This is a genomic window from Aggregatibacter segnis, from assembly GCF_003130075.1.
In the GTDB taxonomy this organism is placed as follows: Bacteria; Pseudomonadota; Gammaproteobacteria; order Enterobacterales; family Pasteurellaceae; genus Aggregatibacter; species Aggregatibacter segnis_A.
Genome location: NZ_NRCW01000002.1, coordinates 259,150 through 282,456, shown reverse-complemented (window position 1 = coordinate 282,456; position 23,307 = coordinate 259,150). Strand labels below are relative to the sequence as shown.

Here is a 23,307-nt window from a genome sequence, read left to right as displayed (position 1 = left end):
AAATTCCTGTGGCGGATTAAATTTTCCGTATCATGAACAAGAAATAAGTGCCGCCGAGTAGGGTGGCGACCAAGCCCGCCGGAATTTCGTACGGAAACAAAATTTGCCGCCCGAACCAATCCGCCAGCAACATAATCGTGCCGCCTAACAAAGCGGAAATCAGCAGTTGCGCCTTGGCTTTGTGCACGCCTAAGGAATAAGTCAGATGCGGCACTAACAACCCGATAAAACTTAACGGACCGATCATCAGCGTGGCAAGTGCGGTCAGCACGGCGCTGAATAAAATCAGCAGCAGGCGCGCACGTTTTAAGTTCAAGCCTAAAGCCTGCGCCATTGGCGCTTGCAGGCTCAACAATTCCAGCCAACGGCTGAACAATAAACTGCCCGCTAGCAGAACAAGGCTCAACCCCATAAACGGCACGGCAAGTTCCGGCGTGGTGTTTTGCGTCGAGCCGGAAGTCCACGCGATCAGTTGATTGGTGCGCGGATCGCCGCTGGCAATCGCAATCCGTTGTAAGGTGTCGAACAGCGCGGACAAACTGATACCGGTCAGCAACACTTTTTCCGGCAACATACCGTTGCGGCGATTAATCGCGGATAAAATCAACAGGGCGACCAGCCCGCCGCCGATGCCCGCCAGCCAGAACCACAGCGGCTGCTGGGCGGAAAACACGAACAATAGCAGCAAAATCCCCATACTCGCGCCGGAAGACACGCCCAATAATTCCGGGCTTGCCATTGGGTTTAAGGTCAGGCGCTGCAATAACACGCCGGCAACGGACAGCAAAATGCCGGCGCACAGCGAGATTAAAATGCGCGGATAGCGCAGATTGAGGATTTCCGGCGCAAACGGGTGATTTAAATCCAGCACCGACCACTGATCGAACGCGCTTTTGCCTACATTCAGCGCCAGCCACAAACTGACGGCGAACAGCATAATCAGCAGCCAAGTAAAGTACGGTCGAAATCGGCGTTGTTTTTTCCGTTCCTCGCCGGTTAGCCGTCCGCTGTGTGGCAACGCGCGGAACATCAGCCACAGCAATAACGGCGTGCCTAATAAGGCGGTGACTGCGCCGGTCGGGAAACTGAGTTGCGTATAAAAATTAAGTAGTTGTAGGAATAAATCGGTGATCGCCAATAACAACGCGCCCACCAAAAATGCCGAAATTAACTGCCACGCTAAAGTGCGCACGCCGAGCTGGCGCACAATGGTTGCCGCCGCCAAGCCGATGAAACCGAGCATACCCACCGCGCTGACCACGGCGGCGATTAAATACGCGCTGACGATCACCGCAAACAGGCGCAATTTGCCCACCGGCACACCGAGGCTCTGCGCGTTGCTGTCGTTCAAGGTCAGAATGGTGAGCGGGCGGATAAATGAAAAAACAAGGCAAAAACCGACCGCACTTTGCGCCAGCAGCCACTTGCTGTCGCGCCAGCTTTCCTGCACCAATGAGCCGGCGCCCCATTGCGCCAAGCCGCGCGATTCTTCCGGATAAAATAACATCATCATGCCGGTGAACGCGCCGAAATATAAATTAACCACCAAGCCCGCCAAAATTAACAATAACGGCGACATGGTTTTGCGCAGCGACAAGCTCATCACCAACAATAAACTCAAGCTCGCGCCGAGCAACGCGATTAAGCCGCTGCCGTATTCCAATAACTGCGGCGCGAAAATAGCGCTTAAAAACAGCCCGAACTGCGCGCCGCCGCTGATACCGAGGGTGTTGTCGGAGGCGAGCGGATTGCTCATCACTTGTTGCAACAATAACGCGGCGAACGCCAGCCCGCCGCCGGCGAGTAACGCGATGCTAATGCGCGGCAGAGTATAGCTTTGCACCAACAATAACGGCAGCGAATCGCCGGCGCGCAATAAATCGGTCAGTGCCGCATCGGGCGGCAGTTGCAGGTGCAGTAAGAATGCGCCGAGCGCGACGAAAATCACGCTCAACACGACAATCAATAATGCGGCGCGGTTTACCATGCGTCACCTCCGTGCAGTAAGCCATCGGCAAACACATGGGCGAAACGCAGTGCCGATGGAATCGCGCCGAACGACCACACCGCCGGCAGAATCAACGCTTCTCTGGTCATCGGCAAATGTTGCCACAGCGTATTATGCGTGAGCGCGCTGGCAATGTTGGCGGGATAAGGTTTGACGATCACAAAACGAGTGTTCGGCGGCAGTTTGGCGAGTTCGGTGATTTCGATATTCTGAAAACCCCAGTAATTCACCTCCGGCAGATAGGCGTTGCGGAAGCCGAGTTGTTTCGCCACTGCGCCGAACAGACTGTTTTCGCCGTAAATGCGCAGGTGACGGGTATCGATAAATTGCAGCAAGGCGAGCGGGCGAGCGGTAAAGGCGCTTAATTCTGTTTTCAGCCGTTGCACGTCTTGTTCATATTGCGCTAGCAGTTGTTGCACCGCCTGCGGTTTGCCGATAATTTGCCCGATAGTTCGGGTGGCGTTCAGCACGTTTTGCCACGCGTCGCCCGCCTGATAAAAATCTACGTTATGCACTTGCGCATAAGGACGCAGTAAATTATTGAGTGACGCATAAAAATTGCTGTTAATGAAAACTAAATTCAGGTCATCGACAGAATGTGACAAGGTGGCGATAAGTTCTAAATTCGGCTGCAAACGAACGCCTAAATCGACGGTAGTTTTCGGCAATTCAGGTTGCTTGACCCAAGTTTGATAACTTTGCATATCGCCCACCGCGAGCGGCGGTTCGCCCAATGCAATGAGGGTTTCCGCCACCGTCCAATCCACCGTGGCGTAGCCGTTATGCGACGCGGCAAATAGCACGCTGTGCACTAAAAGTGCGGTCATTCCGAGCAGTGTTTTTAATAATTTACGCATTTTAATAAAAACTCACCGGACGTTGGGTTTGTGGGTGCGGGATCACGTTCAGCCGAATGCCGTAAATCGCCTCCAACGACGGCGGGGTGACGATTTGCTGCGCGTCGCCCTGCGCCAGCAGTTTGCCGCTGTGCAGCGCCACCAAATGATCGCAAAAACGCGCCGCCAGATTGATGTCGTGAATCACGATCACCACGCCCAGCCCCAAATCGCGACTTAATTGATGCACTAACTGCATAACTTCCACTTGGTGCGCAATATCCAACGCGGCGAGCGGTTCGTCCAACAGCAGAAAACGGCTTTGCTGCGCCAACAGCATGGCGAGCCAAATGCGCGAGCGTTCGCCGCCGGACAGCGTATCCACCAGCTGATCGGCAAATTTTTCCGTGTGGGTCAGGCGCAACGCTTCGGCGATCGCCTGTTTATCCGCCGCCGTTTGGCGTCCGAACAGCCCGTTCCACGCATAACGTCCCATGCCGATTAATTCGCGCGCGGTTAAATTGGTGGCGGCGGGCAGATGTTGCGGCAGATAGGCGACCCGTTTGGCAAATTCTCGTTGGTTCCAGTGCGCAATATCTTTGCCGTCCAACAAAATCGAACCGCCGGACAGTTGGGTCTGACGCGCCATTAATTTGATTAAGGTGGATTTACCGGAACCGTTATGCCCGATCAAACCGTACACCTTGCCGGCATCAAACGTTAATGAAGTGGGAAAGAGCAAGGTACGCTGCGGAATGCGAAAAGAAATCTGATCAAGTTGGAACACGGTTTCACCACGGCTTATTTAGTCGGTTGTCAAAAGTCACGCAATCTTATATGAAAACTATTTTCATTTCAATTTAAACGCTGAATTGTTTCAGGCGGGTAAAGTGCGGTTGTTTTCGCGGGCGTTTTTTCAAGCCGCAAGCCTTGCTATAATGTCGCCCGTTTGAATGAAATTAAGGGAAAACATGAAAATTGCATTAGGTGTGGAATACGACGGAAAACGGTATTTCGGTTGGCAGAAACAAGAAAAAGTAGCCAGCGTACAGGCTGAATTGGAGCGGGCGATTTCCACTGTTGCCAATGAAGGCATCAGTATTTTCTGTGCAGGTCGTACGGATTCCGGCGTACATGCCACAGGGCAGGTGATCCATTTTGAAACAACAGCCAATCGTCCTGAAAAAGCCTGGAGTTTTGGTGTCAACGCCAATTTACCTGATGATATTGCTGTGCGATGGGCGAAAGTGGTTGATGATGATTTTCATGCCCGTTTTAGCGCCATCGCCCGCCGTTATCGTTACATTTTATATTGCAACAAACTGCGTTCAGCCATTTTGCCGCAAGGCGTGACGCATTGTCATTTGGAACTCGATCATCAATTAATGTACCAAGCGGGGCAAGCGTTGCTCGGTGAAAATGATTTCAGTTCTTTCCGTGCTGCACAATGTCAATCCAACACGCCATGGCGCAATGTACATCATTTAAACGTGAGCCGTCTGGGGCAATATATTGTCGTGGATATTCAAGCAAACGCCTTTGTGCATCACATGGTGCGTAATATTGTGGGGAGCTTAATTGAAGTGGGGTGTGGTAATCAACCGGTGGAATGGTTAGCTTGGTTGTTAGCGCAAAAAGATCGTACTCTCGCCGCACCGACAGCGAAACCGGAAGGATTATATTTGGTCAATGTGCTTTATCCTGACCGATTTGCATTGCCGAAAATGCCGATGGGGCCATTATTTCTCGCAGATTAATTTAAAAATATTGAAAAAAGTGACCGCACTTTAGGTTGAAAAATAAAGTGCGGTCATTTTTTTATAAGAATTTTAGGTGATCGATAAAGCGCAATATAGTTACCACCAACCTAATAGCTTCATCCATAAACCGCCGACACCAAACCAGATAATCAGTGATACGATGGAGGTGGCGAAGCTGACGCCCCACCATTGGCCGGTTGAGTTATAACCGGAACCATAGAGAGCTGGGCCAGGGCCGCCGGCGTATTGGGTTAAGCTCATTGAGAGGGTAGAGGTATAACCTAAGCCGAGAGCAGCAATAATCGGTGGGGTGCCAACGGCAATGGCTGCCGCAACGAACGCCAAGTACATGGCTGAAATATGTGCCATGGCAGAAGCGAAAAAGTAGCGAGTGTAGAAATACACTAAGACTAAAATCGTAAAGGCAACCGGCCAACTGAATGCCCCCACAGAGGAGGAAATATGGCTGGAAATCCAGGCAATAGCCCCGTATTTATTCAAGGCATTTGCCATCATCACCAAAACCGCGAACCAGAACATGGTGTCCCATGCGGTGGTTTCGGCAACGATATTTTTCCAACTCATAATGTTGGTGAGTAACAAAATCACCAAACCGATAAAGGCGGAAACTGTTGCCGGAATATGGAAGACCAAATCACCTACGGTCCATAAGAACAACAATAAGATGAAATCAAGCGCTAAAATCCATTCTGCTTTGCTCATTGGCCCCATATTATGCAATTCTTCACGCGCCATTTCTGCCATTTTCGGTGTGTCTTTGAGTTCAGGCGGATAAATTAAATAGACGAAATACGGCAACACGATCAAACTGATAACGCCCGGTACGATGGCACCTAAGAACCAAGTCATCCACGTAATTTCAACGCCTTGACCTTTGGCAAGTTCTGCGATTAACGGGTTGCCCGCCATGGCGGTGAGGAACATGGTACACACGATTGTGTCGATTTGTGATACGGCGATGGCAAGAAATGCACCGGCACGTCTGGCAGTTGGACCCGGTTTGGAATCATAGGCATCCGCAATGGATTGCATGATTGGGTACATGATACCGCCACCACGCGCAGAGGCAGACGGAATCCCCGGACCAATGACCACATCAGCTAGTGCGATACCATAAGCAACGCCCATCATTTTTTTACCGAAACGTGCGACGAAATAGAGGGCAATGCGTTTTCCCAAACCGGTTTTGATGACCGCGCGAGATAAAAACATCGCAATGGCGATTAACCAAATGGTTCCGTTGGAGAAACCGGATAACATGCCCACTTCCCCTTTGGCGGGCGATAACGGTGTTAAGCCGGTTAAACCGCTAATAACAAGCGCAACTAAGGTTGCCGCCCCCATAGGCATGGCTTTAGCGATAATCGCTACAATAGTGGCAACAAACAGGGCAAGCATACCCCATGCTTTGGCAGAAAGGCCTTCCGGTATTGGAATCAACCAAATTGCCATCCCGACAATCACTGAAAGCAGTAACCCTTGCCATTTGAAGCCTATTTTTACTTCAATTGGTGCAATTGTTTTCCCTTCCATATAACTCCTCCGAGTTTATTAATTAGAGTGAGATTGCTCTCTGCGGTGAATAATCCATTATTCATATGATTAAATTGAGTCCTTTCTCAAGGAATATAATATGCCTGTTGAACTAAAAAGCACAATAATGATGTGGAAATTAATGTCTTTTATTTTGAGGGCTAAGTTGGCGTAAAATGATGTTATCAAAGTAATAAGAGGAACCTGGAATGGCTGAGCTAACCCAACAAATTTTCGACTATGTCTTCACCCAATATGGCACTAAACCGGAATATTTGTGGAAGGCCCATCCAGATTATGCGGTGTTGCGTCACGCCGATAATCGAAAATGGTATGCCATTGTGATGAATGTCGAAAAATCGTCATTAGGGCTAAGCGGAGCAGGGAAATTGGCGGTGATGAACGTGAAATGTTCCCCTGAAATGCTGAGCGTATTTTTGCTGCAAGCAGGTTTCCTACCGGCGTACCACATGAATAAAAATCATTGGCTGACGGTGTTGTTAGATGGCTCAGTAGAAAAAGACACCATACTGTTTTTATTAAATGCCAGTTTTGATCTCACCGCCACCCGACAAGTGAAAAAACAACTTGGAATCGCCCGTTATACGGAATGGATCGTGCCGGCAAATCCAAAATATTATGATGTGGAGAAAGATTTGCGTGAAGGTGGCGAAATTTACTGGAAGCAGAGTAACAATATTGCCGTGGATGACATTGTGTATATGTACGTCACCGAACCTACGGGCGCCATTCGCTATAAGTGTTTGGTATTAGAGGTGAATATTCCGTATCACCAAAAACGTACGGATAATTTACAGGTGAATCGTGTGATGAAAATTCGTTGTCTGAAAGAATACGATAAGCGTCTTATTCCCCGCGCGAAAATGGCGCAATTCGGTGTCAGTGCCGTACGCGGACCACGGCATATGCCGTATGCATTAAAACAGGAAATTGCGCAGTTGAGCGGAGAGTCCTGCGAAAAGTAAAAACATATGAAAAATAAACCGCACTTTGAGGGATTGAATCAAAGTGCGGTTTGTTTTTAGACTGGAAATGAAGAGATTAATACATGCCTTCGCGTTCTTCACGGGTGCTGATAAAGATATTTTTCACCTGTGTATAAGCGGCAAGCATCATTTTATGGGTTTCACGGCCGATACCGGAAGTTTTATAACCGCCGAATGGTGCGCCGGCCGGTAAACGGTTATAGCAGTTCACCCAAACACGACCGGTTTCGAGTGCGCGTGCAACCCGCAGTGCACGGTTAATGTTATACGTCCACACCGCACCGCCTAGGCCATAATCACTGTCATTTGCCATTTGGATCACATCTGCTTCATCTTTAAACTTGATCACCACAGCAACCGGCCCAAAAATTTCTTCTTGCGCGACACGTTTTTTGTTGTCCGGCGCCAAAATTAAAGTCGGTTGGAAAAATTCGCCGCGAGACAATACCGGATCGGTTGATTTGCCGCCACCAAGGATGATTTGGCAACCTTCTTCTTTGGCAATATCTACGTATTTACTGATCACTTTAATTTGATTTCCGTTTACCTGTGCGCCCATTTGCGTGTCATCTTCCCAAGGCAAACCAACTTTAACTTTCTTAAATTCTTCTTTTAATGCCGCGATGAATTTATCGTAAATGCTTTCTTGTACGAAGATCCGTGAACCGGCACAACACACTTGCCCTTGGTTGAAGAGAATCCCTTTTTGTGCGCCTTCTAATGCTTTATCAAATGGCATATCGTCAAAGAAAATATTGGCGGATTTGCCACCTAATTCCAAGGTGGATGGAATCAACATTTCAGCCGCAGCCATACCAATTTTTCGACCGATTTCGGTGGAGCCGGTGAACGCCAGTTTGCTAAATCCCGGGTGACGTAACATATATTCGCCGGATTTAGATCCCTTGCCGGTAATGACATTGAAAACGCCTTTCGGCAACAAATGATTAATTTTTTGCGCCAAGGAAAGCAGACTCAATGACGTGGAGGAAGACGGGTGAATTACAACGGTACAACCTGCCGCCAACGCCGGCGCAATTTTCCATGCGGCCATTAAAAACGGGAAGTTCCACGGAATAATTTGACCAACAACGCCAATCGGTTCGCGTAAAATCAACGATAAGTCTTCGTTATCCAGTTGGTTTGCCACACCTTCTTCGGAACGAATTACACTAGCAAAATAACGGAAATGATCGGATGCCAACGGAATATCGGCAGCGCGTGTTTCGCGAATCGGCTTACCGTTATCCAGCGTTTCTTGCAAGGCAAATAACTCGGTATTTTCGTCAATAATGTCTGCGATTTTATTTAAAATCGTGGCACGTTCTGTCGCACTGGTATTTTTCCAGGTTTTAAAGGCTTCTTTGGCGGCATTTACGGCAGCATCCACATCCGCATCGGTGGCGTCAATAAAAGTGGCTAATGCTTCACCGTTTGCCGGATTATGGGCTATTAAGGTGTTGCCTTCTGAACCATCCGTCCATTCGCCGTTGATCAATAAACCGTAGTGTTTGTCAAAGACATTAAGATCTTTTGCCATCTGTTCTCTCCTTTTTTCTACGTTGTGAATCAAAGTGATACCTGATTTTTTATCGTCAGGTCTTTAACATTTGTCCGTAAAAGAGGACCGTCGTTCAATTTGAGCACAACGCGAGACTTGAAACTGGGAGAACGATCACATTTTGGCGGTGATGAAGAAAGGCAGGAAAAATTAATGGCGGAGCAGAGTAGATAATTGTTCATTATTAATAAACAACCCTCAGCATGGTAATTTCTGCGCTATCTGCTAAAATACGCCGCATTTTTCTATTGAGTAAAAAGTGAATTAACATGAAATTTATCGTCAAATTATTTCCTGAAATTATGATTAAAAGCGAATCTGTGCGGAAACGGTTCGTGAAAATTCTGACCAGCAATATTCGTAATGTATTAATAAAGCATGATGATACGGTCACGGTGGTGAAACATTGGGATTACATTGAAGTGCGGTCGAAAATTGAGGCGAATTTTCCGATGCTCATTGAGCAACTGCAACGCATTCCTGGGATTCACCATTTTCTGCAAGTAGAAGAGAAACCGTTTTCCAGCCTACATGATGTTTTTGAACAAACCTTGTCAGACGTGGCATCTCAGTTAGAAAACAAGACTTTTTGCGTGCGAGTGAAACGTAAAGGGAAACACGAATTTACGTCAATAGAAGCAGAGCGTTATATCGGTGGCGGATTGAATCAACATATCGCCAGCGCCAAAGTGCAACTGAAAAATCCTGATGTGACGGTGCGTATTGAAATTGAAGACGACAAAATGATGTTGGTTCGCGCCCGTTATGAAGGCGTCGGCGGTTATCCGATTGGCACGCAGGAAGATGTGTTATCGCTGATTTCCGGCGGGTTTGACTCCGGTGTGTCCAGTTATATGCTGTTACGTCGCGGTTCACGTGTGCATTATTGCTTCTTTAATTTAGGCGGTGCGGCGCATGAAATCGGCGTAAAACAAATGGCGTATCACATTTGGCAACGTTACGGTAGCTCCCACAAAGTGCGTTTCGTAGCGATTAACTTTGAAGGCGTGGTGGGTGAGATCCTCGAGAACGTGGATAACGGGCAAATGGGGGTGGTGCTTAAACGGATGATGGTACGTGCAGCGTCTAAAGTGGCTCAACGTTTTGATATTCAGGCGATTGTGACCGGCGAGGCGCTAGGCCAGGTTTCCAGCCAAACCTTAACCAATTTGCGTCTAATTGATGAAGCTGCCGAGGTGTTGGTGTTACGCCCGTTAATTACGCACGACAAAGAACAAATCATCGCCATGGCAAAACATATCGGCACCGATGACATCGCTAAATCCATGCCGGAATTTTGCGGTGTGATTTCCAAAAATCCGACAGTGAAAGCGATAAAAGCGAAAATTGAACAAGAAGAAGGCAATTTCAATTTTGCTGTCTTGGAAAGTGCGGTGGAAAATGCGCAATATTTAGATATTCGCCAAATTGCCGAGCAAGCGGAGAAAGAAGTTGTTTCCGTGGATGCCGTGTCTGTGTTGGGTGAAAATGATGTGATTATTGATATTCGTAGCCCGGAAGAAATCGACGAAAACCCGTTGCACATTGAACATCAAGCAATGATTCTGCTGCCGTTCTATAAACTTTCCAGTCAATTTGCTGAGTTGGATCAAAGCAAGAATTATGTGCTGTATTGCGAACGAGGTGTCATGAGCAAATTGCAGGCGTTGTATTTAAAAGAAAGCGGATTTAACAACGTGAGAGTGTTTAAGAAATAACTTTCTTTAATCATGCCTCTAAAAGTGCGGTCGATTTTCAAAACGTTTTTACATTCGAAAAACAAGCTGAAAACCGACCGCACTTTTTTATTCACAATGAGATTTCAAACACCGAGCCGGCAGGAATGTCACAGCGCTGCATATTTTTACTGAAATGCACAATATTATTCTCACCCAGAATTTTCACCTGATTGCCGTTAATTAAAAACGCCGTGCCTTCCGGCATGGCGTAAATTTGTGCCGTTGGGTTCACCAGTAAAAATTCCTCAAAACGTTCTTCACGGCTTTCCCCGTTATGCCCAGGCATTTTTCCTGAAATGAAGTGCGGGTTGATTTGATAAGGGAATAGATTAAGCGCATCAAAAGATGGTGGATAGGTGATAGGCATATCGTTGGTGGTCATAATGGATTTGCTCGCCATATTGGCACCGGCGCTCCAACCGAAATATGGCGTGCCACTTTTCACTTTTTCTCGAATAATACCCAATAAATCATGTTCATACATTTGCTTTAGCAAACAAAACGTATTGCCGCCACCAATGGCGATCACATCCACTTGTTCAATAATGGCGCTGTGCGGTTTGCCATGATGTACTGACTGAATTTCCATATTTAAGGGCGCCAAAATTTGTTGCACTTTTTGTTCGTATTGATCGTTAGTTTGACGCACACCTGCGTAAGGCACAAAGGCGATTTTCTTGCCTTGGTATGCTGCTAAAAAATCTTGTAACCATGGGATCGCATGTTCTAAATAACCTGTATTGCCATATCGAGAACCGCTAAGCAGTAACATTTTTTGCATAATTCAATCTCCTGATGAAATAACCTTTACCATTATGCTGACTTGTGCATTTTTATTAAACAAAAAATGTGAATTTTGTGATCTGAATAAAGATTTAAGTGCGGTGAAAATTCTCGCTGTTTTTTCATCGCACTTTTTCTTGCTTAAATATTGCAGGATGATTTTTTATTCCAATCCATTCAACGCATTGATCAACCTGATTTCTTCAAACAAACTCAAATCCGTCGCTAAAATTGACCGCACTTTTAGGCGACCTTGGGCTAATAATGCAGCCCGTTGGGTGCCTTCAAGGAGTGGCGTGTCGGGGGTGAACCATTGTGTGCCTTGGCGGAAAATAAGATTGCCGATAGTGCAATCGGTGACATGCCCGTTTTTGATGATCATGATTTCATCGCAATCGCCTTTTTGCGCGAGTAATTCGTTTAATAAAGTGCGGTCAGCGTATTTCAAGCCGTAGTCAATGTGGTCGCAGACAACCGGTTTAAAGGTGCGGTAATGTTTACGCTGATAAGGAAAATAGCGGCATTGAATTTGCTCCGCATTGTAATCGATTCGGCAACGAATCAGCGGTTCGGTAGCCAGTTCGAGTGGTACACGAATATGTTCGGCAAGCTGAAAAATGCGAGGAAAAACGACCGCACTTTGTTTGCCATAAAACGCCTGTAAACTGCGTTCGTAGCGTTGTTGATGGCGTTCGATATTGCGGATCTTGCCTTGTTCGATGGCAAGGGTTTCAAATAGCGAAAATTCCATGATTAAGCCCTCTGTAACGGCACATACACTTTTTGAATCAATTCTTGATATTCTTCCCGTGCGTCACTTTGAATGGTAATGCCACCGCCACTGCGGAAAACAAAGCCTTTTTCTGTGTCTTCAATAAAACGAATTGCCACCGCACTTTGTAATTTTTCCCCATCAAAAATACCGAATATACCGGTGTAATAGCCACGAGGTTGTTGTTCCGCCTGTTGAATAATTTGTACGGTTTTTTCTTTTGGGGCGCCACTGATAGATCCGGCAGGTAACAGTTTGGCAAGAAGAGAACCGATTTCTTTCTGCCAGTTTTCCGCCAATTCACCACGAATTTCGGAGCTGGTTTGCAAAATGGCGCCGCGTTCTGTTTGGATTTCTTCCACATAACGAAAGCGAGTCACTTGAATGTTTTCAGCGATGGTGGCTAAATCATTGCGCATTAAATCCACGATGGTGTAATGTTCTCGCTGTTCTTTCTGATTGTTGAGCAAGGTGGCTTGGGCATGGGGTAGCGTGGCATCAATGGTGCCTTTCATCGGATAAGTGAAAATCTCGTTGTCGTATAAATTGACAAAACATTCCGGTGAAAAACACACAAATTGATCTTTGAACAACAACTTGTATTTTGCCTGGCTGTATTGGAAGAGTTGACGCAGTGAATAATGGGTTTCAATTGGCGTCGGATACGTCAGATTCAGCAAATAGGAATTACCGAAGCGCTGTTCCTGTTGTACTAAATCAAACCCCTTTTGATATGCGGCAAAATCCATTGGCTGTTTATGTAAATAAAAAGGTGGCATCGGCGATGTTTTATGCGGTAAATCTTCCCGCCAATTCACGTTGGTATAATCAGGAAATTGGACGAAAATCCCTTGTTCAGCCATTTCATTTAACGGACACAATATCGGTTTTTGTTGCTCAAAATCGATTAAAAAGAAGAAGGGTGTTTTCGCTTTGCCAAATTGGTTTGCTTGTTGAATAAAATCTTGCCACATAACATTATCTCGTGAAAAATTGGCGAAAATTTTAGCTTAAATCGCCATAAAATTATATACTTCACCGCCTACTTAGCCCTTTGAGAAAGATGTTATGTCGCTACTGATCATCAATAATCACGATTCTTTTACGTTCAACTTAGTGGATCTCATCCGTCGCTTGGATGTGCCATTTCAAGTGGTCAATGTGGAAGAATTGGATTTAGATGCCGTGGGCGATTTTTCTCATTTATTGATTTCTCCCGGCCCGGATGTGCCGGGTGCTTATCCGATATTATTTGACTTGCTGGCACGTTATCAGCACAGCAAATCCATTTTGGGCGTGTGTTTAGGGCATCAAATGTTATGTGAATTCTTTGGCGCAGAATTACATAATCTTCCTACCCCTCGTCATGGGCAAGCCAAGCGGTTGCAGTGTGTGGCGGAATCCCTTCTCTTTAAAGAGGTGCCGCAGGCCTTTCAAATTGGCTTATATCATTCTTGGGCGGTAAGTGAGCAGAATTTCCCAAGCGCATTACAAATTACCGCCCGTTGTGATGACAACATCATTATGGCCATGCAGCATAAAACGTTGCCGATTTACGGTGTGCAATTTCACCCGGAATCCTATATTTCGGAATATGGTGAGCAAATTTTGCGAAATTGGTTGCTGGACTCTTAAGAATCGCCATCAAAGTGCGGTGCTTTTTCGCTGTATTTTTTAGATCGAGATCACACAAATCACAAAAATCCTTTCTCTCCCTTGTTTTTGCGCAAGGGCTTCTTTAAGGTTAGACGCTATATTTAAACGTTGTGAAACTAAAGGAGTTTTTGATGAACATTGTTTTTCTCGATCGTACCGGTATTCCCGCAAGCCATGATATTCCACGCCCAAGCTTTCCACACACGTGGACGGAATATGACCGCACTTTGCCGGAGGAAACGTTTGAGCGCACCAAAGACGCCGATATTGTGGTGACCAGCAAAGTGATGTTTGATCGAGAGTTATTAAGCCGATTACCGAAATTAAAACTCATCGCCATTACGGCGACCGGTACCAACAACATTGATTTAGACGCTGCGAAAGACTTGGGTATTGCTGTGAAAAATGTGACGGGTTATTCCAGTGTGACCGTGCCGGAGCATGTATTGGGCATGATTTTCTCATTAAAACATAGCCTTATTGGGTATCATCGCGATCAAGTGACCTCTGATCGTTGGGCCACCTGCGGACAGTTCTGCTACACCGATTACCCGATAACAGATGTGCGTGGCGCGACGTTAGGTGTATTTGGTAAAGGTTGCTTAGGAACAGAAGTGGGGCGTTTGGCCCAATTATTGGGCATGAACGTGTTGTATGCGGAACACAAAGGGGCAAGCCATATTCGTGAAGGCTACACTGAATTTGAAACCGTATTGAAACAGGCTGATATTGTTACGTTGCATTGCCCGTTAACCGACACCACCAAAAATTTAATCAATGCGGAAACGTTGGCATTAATGAAACCGACGGCTTATCTCATCAATACCGGCCGTGGCCCATTAGTGGATGAAGCTGCATTATTAGATGCGCTAGAAAACGGCAAAATTGCCGGGGCAGCCTTGGATGTATTGGTTAAAGAACCACCGGAAAAGGACAACCCATTAATTCAAGCGGCAAAACGTTTGCCGAATTTATTAATCACGCCACATATTGCGTGGGCGAGTGATTCAGCAGTGACCACCTTAGTGAATAAAGTCGCGCAAAATATCGAAGATTTTGTGGCGCACGGTAAGTAATTTTCGCTTCCTGTGCTATGATGTGGCGCCTGAAAAAGGGCGCCATTTTTTGTGGCAAATTTCGTCTTTCACATTGGAAAATTTAGAATGAAGAAGAATCTTATTACGACAGCAATGTTATTCAGTTTACCGGCGCTTGCCTTTGCCGCTGAACAAGCAAAAACCGAATTAAAACCTATCAGCGTTTATTCTGCGTATGCCACACCGGTGAACCAAGATCAAACCGCTTCCTCTGTTACCGTTCTCACTGAAAAAGATTTTGCTGAGCGCAACGCCACTTATGTGAGCGATGTGTTGAAAACCGTGCCGGGCGTGGCAATGGGCGCCAGCGGTGGACGTGGTGCGATAACAAGCCTTTTCCTACGTGGCGCAAATTCAAAACATACTGCGGTCATTATTGACGGCATTCGCGTTAATCCGGCTGATACTAACTTTGATTTTGGCGGTTTGGCATTAAGTAACATTGAACAAATCGAAGTGTTACGTGGCGAGCAATCTGCACTTTGGGGCAGTGATGCCATGGGTGGCGTGGTTTATATCACCACCAAAAGCGGATTATATAAAGACAAAGAATTTAACGTTGATTTCGACTTAGGTGCAGGTTCACACCGCACCCGTGGTGGCTCTGTCACCCTTTCCGGTCAACATCACGGTCTTTATTATGCCCTTCATGGTGATAGTCATCGTACGCAAGGGATCTCTGCGCGTAGTGAACGCGTATTTAATTATACGAGCGTATCCGGCGCGAAAAGTACAAACGTGCCGGCGACTGAAAAGGATGGCTTCCACCGTGATAACGTGTCTATGCGTTTAGGTTTTGATGATGGTAAAAAAGGCGTTGATTTCCTGGCTTCACATTCATCTCAAACGGTTCATTTTGATAATAGTGCTGAAAATGAACGTGCATTTGATGACAATACCCGTACACGCGAAACTCGTTATAAATTAAGCGGTTATTTTGGTAATGCAGAAGATTTATTCGTGCATAAAGCGGCGGTAAGTCACGTTAAAACGGATGCTGATACTGCACAATATCAAAGTTGGGCTTCCGCTGTTGGTAAAACAGAATACGACAGCAAAAAGTTGAATACGAACTATCAACTTGATATTAACTTCGACCGTGAAGGCGAAGTCAAACAAGCCGTCAGCGTATTAGCGGATTACCAAAATACGAAATATATCGCTTCCGCTTACAATTTTGCCGAGAAAAAATTAACAGAGAAAAGTGTTGCCGCAGAGTACCGTTTATTTACTGAAGCGGACCACAGCCTTTCTGTTAGCGGTCGTTATACTGACAACAGCGTATTTGAAAATGCTTTCACCGCACGTCTTGCCGGTGCTTATCGCTTCTCACCAAATGTAAAAGCACACGCTAGTTTGGGTAAAGCTATTCACAATCCGACCATGTCCGAATATTACGGTTGGGGCGGTACTTGGTTAGCTAACCCGAACTTGAAAGCAGAAAAAAGCTTGGGGGGCGAATTTGGTGTCTTACTTGAAACTGATGATAAGCGTCATAGCTTGGATACGACCTATTTTGCCCGTAATGTAGATAACTTTTTAAGTGACGAAAATTCTCTTACCGGCAATTACATGAATCCAACAAATCGTGCAGTAAACCGCGATGGTAAGACGAAAATCAAAGGCGTAGAAGTGGCGTATAACGGTAAATTTACCGATAGCCTTTCAGGTTATGTAAACTACACTTACACTTATATTAAATCTGAAAATGATCAATATGGTTCAAACTATGTTCGTCGTCCGAAACACACCGGAAACCTAGGGTTAGCTTATCAAATCACGGAAAAATTAGGTTCTGATGTCAATGTGTCTTATGTGGGTAAACGTCTTGATTCCGGCGATTTCAAAATACCTTCATATACCTTGGCAAATCTTGGCGTGAACTACCAACTTACGTCAAACCTCAACATCTATGCGAATTTAAACAACGTATTCAATAAAAAATACGAAAACGTCCTTGGCTATGGTCAAGACGGACGTCATGTTTATGTTGGCTTGAGAGGAGCGTTCTAATTGTAAGGCGGGCTTTAGTCCGCCGAATTTTTTAATCATGGCGGGCTGAAAACCCGCCTTCGTTATATGAAAAAAACATCCGTTATTTTCACCGCACTTTTTCTTTCCTTTTCTGCACACGCTGAGCAATTTGTTTCGCTCACCTTGTGCAGCGACCGACTGCTTGCGGAAATTGCCCGTCCGGAACAAATCGCGGCGATGTCGCCTTACTCTCAAAATCCGCGCATGATGCTGGATAAAATTAATCGAGATAAACCTATCCTTGAACCGCAACTTACCGCATTGTTGCCTTATTTGGATAAAACGCTGTTGATTAATGAAACCTTTTATCCGCAATTGGTCGCCGATTTAAAACGCCTCGGCGCAAAAATTGTACCCATTAACGACAGCCCGAAAACGCCAGAAGAATTGTTTGATTTGATGTTACAACTGGGCAAACTCACTGGTAATGAAGCTCATGCGGAACAGTTGGTGGCAAAATTAAAATCTCAAAAGACCAAACTGGATGTGACATTGACCGATACGCTAATGTTGTCGGAAACCGGCGTAGTGGAACCCATTTTCCCGCAATATAATGTGCTATTAACATTGCTTGGTTTAACACCGTTAAAATACCCATTGACCCCGCAAAATTTTTCATTGGAAAAAGTGCTGCTTGCCCAACCTAACTGGTTGATCGAAATTACCGATCAACAAAGCTATAACGAACAGGCGGAATTGCTTGACCATCCGTTGTTAAAAAAATACTTTGAAAATCGACCGCACTTTCGCATTCCGATGAAATATACTTATTGCTTTGATCACGGCGTGTGGCAGGGAGCGGAGAGGATTTATAATCAAAGTATTCACAATCAGAAACTTATGAAAAAATGATCGTAGGGACAGACTTTATGTCTGTCCGATGGCATAACAAATATTGATAGAACAGAGATAAGTTTATTTCTACAAAAGCAAGAGAAAATAAAAGGTCAACATGATTCAGTCATCTTATCGCCGCCGTGAACATTTACGATTACCGTTTTTCGATTATTCTCAATACGGTTGTTATTTTGTTACGATTTGCACTAAAAATCGTCAGTGTGTATTTGGCGAAATTATTGATGGTGTAATGCAATTAAATGTATTTGGTGAAATATTAAAAGAAATTTTATTAAGTCTAACGAAGTATTATCCGAATAGTATTCTTACGGATTTTGTCATTATGCCAAACCATTTACATTTTATTTGGTTTAATCAAGATAATGTGCAGTTATCAGAAATTGTCAAAAAATTTAAAGGAAATGTAACAAAGCAGTACCATAGTTTTATGATTTCTCAAAATAAAGCTTATGAACCTTTATGGCAACGTAGTTTTTATGAACATATTATTCGGGATGATAAAGATTATGAACGAATTGCTACATACATTGAAAATAATCCTTTGCAGTGGGAATTAGATCGATTTTATAACTCGTAGGAGTTTATCCCTGTCTGATATTACTCATAATATTTATAGGACAGACATAAAGTCTGTCCCTACGGAATAATAATGAAGAATCCAAAACGTCTAAACGCAATACTTTTTTTATTCTTGCTGCTGATAACAGGCATCGCTCTTTATCATCAACTTGGCGATTTTGCGCATCTTAAAAATGCAGATGGGGTGCTGACTGATATGCGTTCTCTCGTGCTGTGGGATGTCCGTATGCCGCGCATTGGTTTAGCGATTTTAACCGGTGCCAGTCTTGCCCTTGCGGGCAATGCCATGCAGGGTATTTTTCAAAATCCATTGGCAAGTCCCGGTTTGCTCGGCAGTAGCGCCGGGGCAACTGCTGCCAGTGTGCTCATTCTTTATTATTTTTCTGTGCCGTTTACGGTATTGCTATTTGGCGGTATTGCAGGGGCATTAGCGAGTTTTTTATTGGTGTATGCCATTGCCAAAAATCATGGCACGACCATGATGCTCCTTAGTGGTTTGGCGGTGAATATGTTGCTTGGCGCCGCCATTGCGTTGTTGTTATCTAACGCTGAAAGCCCTTGGGCATTGGCAGAGCTTTACCGTTGGTTGCAAGGCTCATTGGTGTGGGCGAAGCTTGATACATTGTTGATTTCACTGCTGATTGTCTTGTTTGGTTTGGTTTGCTTACACCGCCAACGTCGTTATGTGGATTTACTCAGTTTCGGTGAAGAGACCGCCGGCACCATGGGGATCGATCCGAAACGCAGCTTTTTTATTACCACCTTTGGCGTTGCGTTGCTCGTCGGCGCAACCATTCCACAAACGGGTGCCATCGGTTTTATCGGTTTAATCGCACCGCACTTTGCACGAATTTTATTGAAGCAACGCCCATCACAACTTTACATAACAAGTGCCTTATTTGGGGCTTTATTGCTGTTAATTGCAGATCTTTGTGTGCAATATGTGCCGTTTTTCTCTCACATTTATATTGGCACACTCACGGCAATGATTGGTGCCCCATGCTTGATTTGGATTTTATTGACGGAACAACGCAGATTGGCAAGGTAACTTTATGATTAAAATCGAGAATCTCTCCCAACCTTACGGCTTAAAAGACATTAACTGTACTATTTCAAAGGGCAAATTGGTCGGCATTATGGGCCCTAACGGTGCGGGCAAATCGACGTTGCTGAAAACCATCGCCGGTATTTTGCCTATCAAAAGCGGTGAAATTTGGTTAGACAACCACAAATTAACCACCATGAGCGCTGTACAAAAAAGCCAACAGTTAGCTTACCTTGCACAAAACACGGAAATTCACTGGGATTTATCTGTGTATGACGTTATCGCGTTGGGCCTGCCGAATCCACTTAACCGAGCTAAAGAACAAGAAAAAGTGCGGTCGATTTCAGAAACGTTTTCCGTTTCGCATTTATTAGAAAAATCCTTTCGCCAACTTTCCGGCGGCGAAAAAGCTCGTGTACAACTTGCCCGTTGTTGTATCAAAAACGCCCCTTTATTGCTCGCTGACGAACCGATTGCCGCCCTCGATCCGTTTTATCAAATCGATATTATGGAACAACTGAAATCTCTTACGCCTAGCCACACCTGCGTGGTCGCAATCCATCACCTTTCTTTAGCCTATAAATTCTGCGACGAAGTAATTTTATTGAATCAAGGACAAATCATTGCCAACGGCGAAACAACGCAGGTGTTAACTGCTGAGAATTTGGCAAAAGCGTTTGGCATTCGGGTAGAGATTGATGAAGAGAAAAAAGAAATTATGGGGATTGAGAAGTTAAGTAGATCCTCATCTACCCAATGCTATGAATGATACATCTATAAACATGAAGATAGGTATTAAATTTGTAGATTAGATAATATCTTATTACCTTTTTATATAAGTTATTATATTTCTATGTGTTAAGCAATTTGGGTTTTTATATATTTTCTTATATTTAATTATTGTTACATTGATCACAAAATTAAATAAAATCCATTGAATAAAATAATTTTAGTATTAGCTTAGTAATTGATTGCAGGGAAGCTCTAAGTGCAATCAAATGAAGGACTGTTGTATATTGTCTATAGTTTATAGTAGTGATATTAAGAGGGTCTAAATATGAAAAACGCCACATTTAAAAGTAGCCTAATTGCATTATTTGTCGCAGGGATGTGTGTAGGCACTGTGACTGCAGCGACAGGACAGTAGATGATTTGGATAAAATTGTTACTCAGCACGGAAAGGTCATTGGTTCCCATGAGAAAGTAATCCAAGCTCATGAGAAGGTAATTCAAGATCATGAAAAGGTAATTCAAGTTCATGAGAAAGTAATTAATAAGCATTCTGATCAGTTGGCTGATCAGAATGATAGATTAGTGAAGTATAAAAGAGAGATTGATGGCAATAAGGCTACAATTGATAAGCATGATGGCATCATTACAGCGCATGAGAATGTAATTCAAGCGCATGAAAATGTCATTCAGGCACATGAGGGCGTTCTCAAAACTCATGAGGGAGCAATCCAAACTCATGAGAAGGCCATTCAAACTCACGAGAAAGCAATCCAAACCCATGATGGAGTTCTCAAAACTCATGAGGGAGCAATCCAGACTCATGAGAAAGCAATCAATGCGCATAGAGAAGTTTTAAACACACATGAAGGTGCAATCAATGCACATAAAGCCGTATTAAATATTCATGAAACGGCTATCCGTGAAAATAGAGCTAATATTGCTAGTTTGAATACTCGAGTAGATAGATTAGACCGTGAAGTTAAAAATGGTTTATCTACGCAGTCTGCATTAAACGGTCTCTTCCAACCTTATAATGTTGGTAAGCTTAACGTGAGTGCAGCGGTTGGGGGATATCGTGATAAAACTGCTTTAGCGGTAGGTACCGGTTTCCGTTTTAATGAAAAATTTGCAATGAAAGCCGGTGTAGCAGTGAACACCAATGGTGGTGGCGGTATGGCGTATAATGTTGGTGCTAACTTTGAATTTTAATTCAAGTTTTTACTAAATTTGAAAGCGCTATTTCGAGAGAAATGGCGCTTTTTGTTTTGATTGTATTAAAAGTGCGGTTCGTTTTTTCAACATTTTTCATTTGAAAAATACCAAGAAAACTGACCGCACTTTCTATTTAAATCTAATGCTGCAATGTTTCAAAAATCTTTTCTGCCAATGCTTTTGAAATGCCGGGGACGGAGGCAATTTCATCGAGGGTAGCGTTTTTAACGCCTTGTAAGCCGCCAAGGTATTTGAGAAGGGCTTGGCGGCGTTTGGCGCCTACGCCTTCAATGCTTTCTAAGCCACTTTGGGTAAAATGCTGTTGGCGTTTTTTGCGGTGTCCGCTGATGGCGTGATTGTGGCTTTCATCGCGGATATGTTGGATTAAATGGAGCGCGAGGCTGTCCGATGGCAAATGTAATTCTTTATCCCATTTGCTTAAAATCAGGGTTTCCAAGCCGGCACGACGATCGACGCCCTTGGCAACACCGATTAAGTGCGGTCGGTTTTTATTCCATTTTACCTTGAGATTTTCAAACACCTGTAATGCACGATTGAGTTGCCCTTTGCCGCCGTCGATAAAAATAATGTCGGGGATTTTGTCTTCTTCTAGATCTTTGTCGTAGCGTTTTAACAGTACTTGCTCCATAGCCGCGTAGTCATCGCCTTTGGTAATGCCGCTGATGTTGAAACGACGGTAATCGGATTTTAGCGGCCCGTCCTGATTGAACACCACGCAGGAAGCGATGGTTTGTTCGCCCATCGTGTGGCTGATATCAAAACATTCCATGCGTTTGATAACATCAATGCCGAGTAACTCCTGCAGGGCTGCATAGCGATCATGTTGCAAGGTAGATTGTTTTAACTTGGTCACTAACGCGGCTTTGGCATTCATTTGTGCGAGTTGCAGATATTTGCTTTTATCACCTTTGGCATGATCTTGAATGATAACTTTTCGCCCCGCTTGGTCGCTTAATAAGGTTTCCAAATCCGCTTTTTCTTCCAGTTTTTGATCCACGATAATGGTATTCGGAATAGTTCTGCCTTGGTGTGCCTGTAGATAAAATTGCCCAACAAAGGTTTCAGTGAGTTCTGCCAGGTTGGTATTGCTTGGTACTTTCGGGAAGTAGCTACGATTACCCAAAATCTTACCTTGACGGATAAACAACACCTGCACGCAAGCCACACCAAGTTGGTAGGCGATGGCGATAATATCAATGTCATCATGGCGGTCGTTAGCGACAAATTGTTTTTCAATTACTGCGCGCACCGCCTGAATTTGATCGCGAACCCGTGCCGCCTCTTCAAAATTCAGTTGCTGACTTGCCTGTTCCATTTGTTTCACTAAATGATCCAACACTTGTTGATCTTTTCCCTGTAAGAACAAGCGGGCAAAATTCACTTGCTGCGCATAGGCTTCGTCTGTCACATAACCTTTCACGCAGGGGGCAAGACAACGCCCGATTTGATATTGCAAACAAGGGCGCGAGCGGTTGTTATACACAGAATTTTCACATTGCCGAATAGGGAACAATTTTTGCAACAAAGACAAGGTCTCACGCACCGCGCCAGCATTGGGGTAAGGGCCGAAATATTCTCCTTGGATTTTTTTCGAGCCACGATAAGAGGTAATACGAGGATGCGTTTCTTTGGTTAATAAAATATACGGATAGGATTTATCATCGCGTAACAACACGTTATAACGCGGCTGATAGGTTTTGATGTAATTGTGCTCAAGCAGGAGTGCTTCTGTTTCCGAGGTGGTAATCGTGGTTTCAATATGATGAATTGATGCCACCAATGCTTCCGTTTTTTTGCTGTTTAACTGCTTACGAAAATAACTGGATAAGCGTTTTTTCAGATCTTTCGCCTTGCCCACATAAATCACTGTGTTGCTATCGTCATACATACGATAAACGCCCGGTAAGTGCGGTACGTTAGCGAGGAATTTTTTGGCGTCGAAAGTCATCATGAGTGATTAAGTCAGATTTTATATTGAAATGATTTTAAACATTATCGTCGTTGAATTTTTAAAGCAAATTCCCCTCTTTAGTAAAGAGGGGTTAGGGGAGAT

Annotated in this window: 20 protein-coding genes; 11 read left to right on the top strand and 9 right to left on the bottom strand. The window is 44.7% G+C overall.

Annotation, left to right across the window (positions count from 1 at the left end; translation table 11 throughout):
• Positions 1–16: 16 nt before the first annotated feature.
• From fhuB to DK415_RS03215, 3 genes are read right to left on the bottom strand one after another with little or no spacing between them, the layout of a single operon-like run.
• Positions 17–1,987 (bottom strand): Fe(3+)-hydroxamate ABC transporter permease FhuB, encoded by a 1,971-nt coding sequence (gene fhuB, locus DK415_RS03225; RefSeq protein ID WP_109432441.1) that lies wholly within the window; start codon positions 1,985–1,987, stop codon positions 17–19.
• Complete coding sequence (locus DK415_RS03220) at positions 1,981–2,865, bottom strand: iron-siderophore ABC transporter substrate-binding protein (RefSeq protein WP_109432440.1); 885 nt, start codon at positions 2,863–2,865, stop codon at positions 1,981–1,983. Before DK415_RS03220 ends, fhuB begins: the two co-directional genes overlap by 7 nt.
• 1 nt (position 2,866) lies before the next feature.
• On the bottom strand, positions 2,867–3,631 hold the full coding sequence (locus DK415_RS03215) for an ABC transporter ATP-binding protein (RefSeq protein WP_109432439.1): 765 nt from the start codon (positions 3,629–3,631) through the stop codon (positions 2,867–2,869).
• A gap of 184 nt (positions 3,632–3,815) precedes the next feature.
• On the opposite strand from DK415_RS03215, the gene truA reads away from it, so the two are divergent.
• Positions 3,816–4,601: a tRNA pseudouridine(38-40) synthase TruA gene (truA, locus tag DK415_RS03210; protein ID WP_109432438.1), complete on the top strand. Its 786-nt coding sequence runs from the start codon at positions 3,816–3,818 to the stop codon at positions 4,599–4,601.
• Positions 4,602–4,700: 99 nt separating this feature from the next.
• Here the strand turns inward: truA and DK415_RS03205 are convergent, their stop codons facing one another.
• Entirely contained in the window at positions 4,701–6,158 is a 1,458-nt protein-coding gene (locus DK415_RS03205; protein WP_109432437.1) for a DASS family sodium-coupled anion symporter, read from the bottom strand.
• Between the two features lie 209 nt (positions 6,159–6,367).
• Here DK415_RS03205 and DK415_RS03200 point away from each other — a divergent pair, with 209 nt between their 5' ends.
• Entirely contained in the window at positions 6,368–7,144 is a 777-nt protein-coding gene (locus DK415_RS03200) for an MmcQ/YjbR family DNA-binding protein (protein WP_109432436.1), read from the top strand.
• A 76-nt stretch (positions 7,145–7,220) separates the two neighbouring features.
• On the opposite strand, the gene DK415_RS03195 is transcribed toward DK415_RS03200, so the two are convergent.
• Entirely contained in the window at positions 7,221–8,705 is a 1,485-nt protein-coding gene (locus DK415_RS03195; protein WP_109432435.1) for an aldehyde dehydrogenase family protein, read from the bottom strand.
• A 290-nt stretch (positions 8,706–8,995) separates the two neighbouring features.
• Between DK415_RS03195 and thiI the strand changes: the two genes are divergently transcribed.
• Complete coding sequence (thiI, locus tag DK415_RS03190) at positions 8,996–10,444, top strand: tRNA uracil 4-sulfurtransferase ThiI (protein WP_109432434.1); 1,449 nt, start codon at positions 8,996–8,998, stop codon at positions 10,442–10,444.
• 91 nt (positions 10,445–10,535) lie between these two features.
• On the opposite strand, the gene pepE is transcribed toward thiI, so the two are convergent.
• The 3 genes from pepE to DK415_RS03175 form a co-directional block, all read right to left on the bottom strand.
• Positions 10,536–11,246: a dipeptidase PepE gene (gene pepE / locus DK415_RS03185; RefSeq protein WP_109432433.1), complete on the bottom strand. Its 711-nt coding sequence runs from the start codon at positions 11,244–11,246 to the stop codon at positions 10,536–10,538.
• Positions 11,247–11,411: 165 nt separating this feature from the next.
• Positions 11,412–11,999, bottom strand: a complete 588-nt coding sequence (locus DK415_RS03180; RefSeq protein WP_109432432.1) for an aminotransferase class IV family protein — start codon at positions 11,997–11,999, stop codon at positions 11,412–11,414.
• A gap of 2 nt (positions 12,000–12,001) precedes the next feature.
• Entirely contained in the window at positions 12,002–12,994 is a 993-nt protein-coding gene (locus DK415_RS03175; RefSeq protein WP_109432431.1) for an aminodeoxychorismate synthase component I, read from the bottom strand.
• Positions 12,995–13,088: 94 nt separating this feature from the next.
• Here DK415_RS03175 and DK415_RS03170 point away from each other — a divergent pair, with 94 nt between their 5' ends.
• From DK415_RS03170 to DK415_RS03135, 8 genes are all read left to right on the top strand, one after another.
• Positions 13,089–13,655 (top strand): anthranilate synthase component II, encoded by a 567-nt coding sequence (locus tag DK415_RS03170; RefSeq protein WP_109432430.1) that lies wholly within the window; start codon positions 13,089–13,091, stop codon positions 13,653–13,655.
• A gap of 152 nt (positions 13,656–13,807) precedes the next feature.
• Complete coding sequence (locus tag DK415_RS03165) at positions 13,808–14,752, top strand: 2-hydroxyacid dehydrogenase (RefSeq protein WP_109432429.1); 945 nt, start codon at positions 13,808–13,810, stop codon at positions 14,750–14,752.
• An 87-nt stretch (positions 14,753–14,839) separates the two neighbouring features.
• Complete coding sequence (locus tag DK415_RS03160) at positions 14,840–16,786, top strand: TonB-dependent receptor plug domain-containing protein (protein WP_109432428.1); 1,947 nt, start codon at positions 14,840–14,842, stop codon at positions 16,784–16,786.
• A 66-nt stretch (positions 16,787–16,852) separates the two neighbouring features.
• Positions 16,853–17,659 carry a substrate-binding domain-containing protein gene (locus DK415_RS03155; protein ID WP_109432427.1) on the top strand — a complete coding sequence of 269 codons (807 nt, stop codon included), beginning with the start codon at positions 16,853–16,855 and terminating at the stop codon, positions 17,657–17,659.
• 100 nt (positions 17,660–17,759) lie between these two features.
• Complete coding sequence (locus tag DK415_RS03150) at positions 17,760–18,242, top strand: REP-associated tyrosine transposase (RefSeq protein WP_109432426.1); 483 nt, start codon at positions 17,760–17,762, stop codon at positions 18,240–18,242.
• Positions 18,243–18,314: 72 nt separating this feature from the next.
• Positions 18,315–19,292 carry a FecCD family ABC transporter permease gene (locus DK415_RS03145; RefSeq protein ID WP_109432425.1) on the top strand — a complete coding sequence of 326 codons (978 nt, stop codon included), beginning with the start codon at positions 18,315–18,317 and terminating at the stop codon, positions 19,290–19,292.
• A 4-nt stretch (positions 19,293–19,296) separates the two neighbouring features.
• A complete protein-coding gene (locus tag DK415_RS03140) occupies positions 19,297–20,058 on the top strand; it encodes an ABC transporter ATP-binding protein (protein WP_109432424.1) in 762 nt (253 codons plus the stop codon).
• Between the two features lie 383 nt (positions 20,059–20,441).
• Entirely contained in the window at positions 20,442–21,230 is a 789-nt protein-coding gene (locus tag DK415_RS03135) for a YadA C-terminal domain-containing protein (protein ID WP_239305539.1), read from the top strand.
• A gap of 142 nt (positions 21,231–21,372) precedes the next feature.
• Here DK415_RS03135 and uvrC read toward each other — a convergent pair whose 3' ends face one another.
• Positions 21,373–23,202, bottom strand: a complete 1,830-nt coding sequence (gene uvrC / locus DK415_RS03130; RefSeq protein ID WP_109432422.1) for an excinuclease ABC subunit UvrC — start codon at positions 23,200–23,202, stop codon at positions 21,373–21,375.
• Positions 23,203–23,307: the final 105 nt, after the last annotated feature.

Excerpts from the sequence above, each read along its gene's own strand:
- DK415_RS03150 (WP_109432426.1), top strand. The coding sequence starts at position 17,760 with ATGATTCAGTCATCTTATCGCCGCCGTGAACATTTACGATTACCGTTT.
- DK415_RS03220 (WP_109432440.1), bottom strand. The coding sequence starts at position 2,865 with ATGCGTAAATTATTAAAAACACTGCTCGGAATGACCGCACTTTTAGTG.
- thiI (WP_109432434.1), top strand. The coding sequence starts at position 8,996 with ATGAAATTTATCGTCAAATTATTTCCTGAAATTATGATTAAAAGCGAA.
- DK415_RS03155 (WP_109432427.1), top strand. The coding sequence starts at position 16,853 with ATGAAAAAAACATCCGTTATTTTCACCGCACTTTTTCTTTCCTTTTCT.
- DK415_RS03145 (WP_109432425.1), top strand. The coding sequence starts at position 18,315 with ATGAAGAATCCAAAACGTCTAAACGCAATACTTTTTTTATTCTTGCTG.
- DK415_RS03205 (WP_109432437.1), bottom strand. The coding sequence starts at position 6,158 with ATGGAAGGGAAAACAATTGCACCAATTGAAGTAAAAATAGGCTTCAAA.
- DK415_RS03170 (WP_109432430.1), top strand. The coding sequence starts at position 13,089 with ATGTCGCTACTGATCATCAATAATCACGATTCTTTTACGTTCAACTTA.
- DK415_RS03180 (WP_109432432.1), bottom strand. The coding sequence starts at position 11,999 with ATGGAATTTTCGCTATTTGAAACCCTTGCCATCGAACAAGGCAAGATC.
- DK415_RS03200 (WP_109432436.1), top strand. The coding sequence starts at position 6,368 with ATGGCTGAGCTAACCCAACAAATTTTCGACTATGTCTTCACCCAATAT.
- DK415_RS03140 (WP_109432424.1), top strand. The coding sequence starts at position 19,297 with ATGATTAAAATCGAGAATCTCTCCCAACCTTACGGCTTAAAAGACATT.
- truA (WP_109432438.1), top strand. The coding sequence starts at position 3,816 with ATGAAAATTGCATTAGGTGTGGAATACGACGGAAAACGGTATTTCGGT.
- DK415_RS03165 (WP_109432429.1), top strand. The coding sequence starts at position 13,808 with ATGAACATTGTTTTTCTCGATCGTACCGGTATTCCCGCAAGCCATGAT.
- fhuB (WP_109432441.1), bottom strand. The coding sequence starts at position 1,987 with ATGGTAAACCGCGCCGCATTATTGATTGTCGTGTTGAGCGTGATTTTC.
- DK415_RS03195 (WP_109432435.1), bottom strand. The coding sequence starts at position 8,705 with ATGGCAAAAGATCTTAATGTCTTTGACAAACACTACGGTTTATTGATC.
- DK415_RS03175 (WP_109432431.1), bottom strand. The coding sequence starts at position 12,994 with ATGTGGCAAGATTTTATTCAACAAGCAAACCAATTTGGCAAAGCGAAA.
- DK415_RS03160 (WP_109432428.1), top strand. The coding sequence starts at position 14,840 with ATGAAGAAGAATCTTATTACGACAGCAATGTTATTCAGTTTACCGGCG.
- uvrC (WP_109432422.1), bottom strand. The coding sequence starts at position 23,202 with ATGACTTTCGACGCCAAAAAATTCCTCGCTAACGTACCGCACTTACCG.
- pepE (WP_109432433.1), bottom strand. The coding sequence starts at position 11,246 with ATGCAAAAAATGTTACTGCTTAGCGGTTCTCGATATGGCAATACAGGT.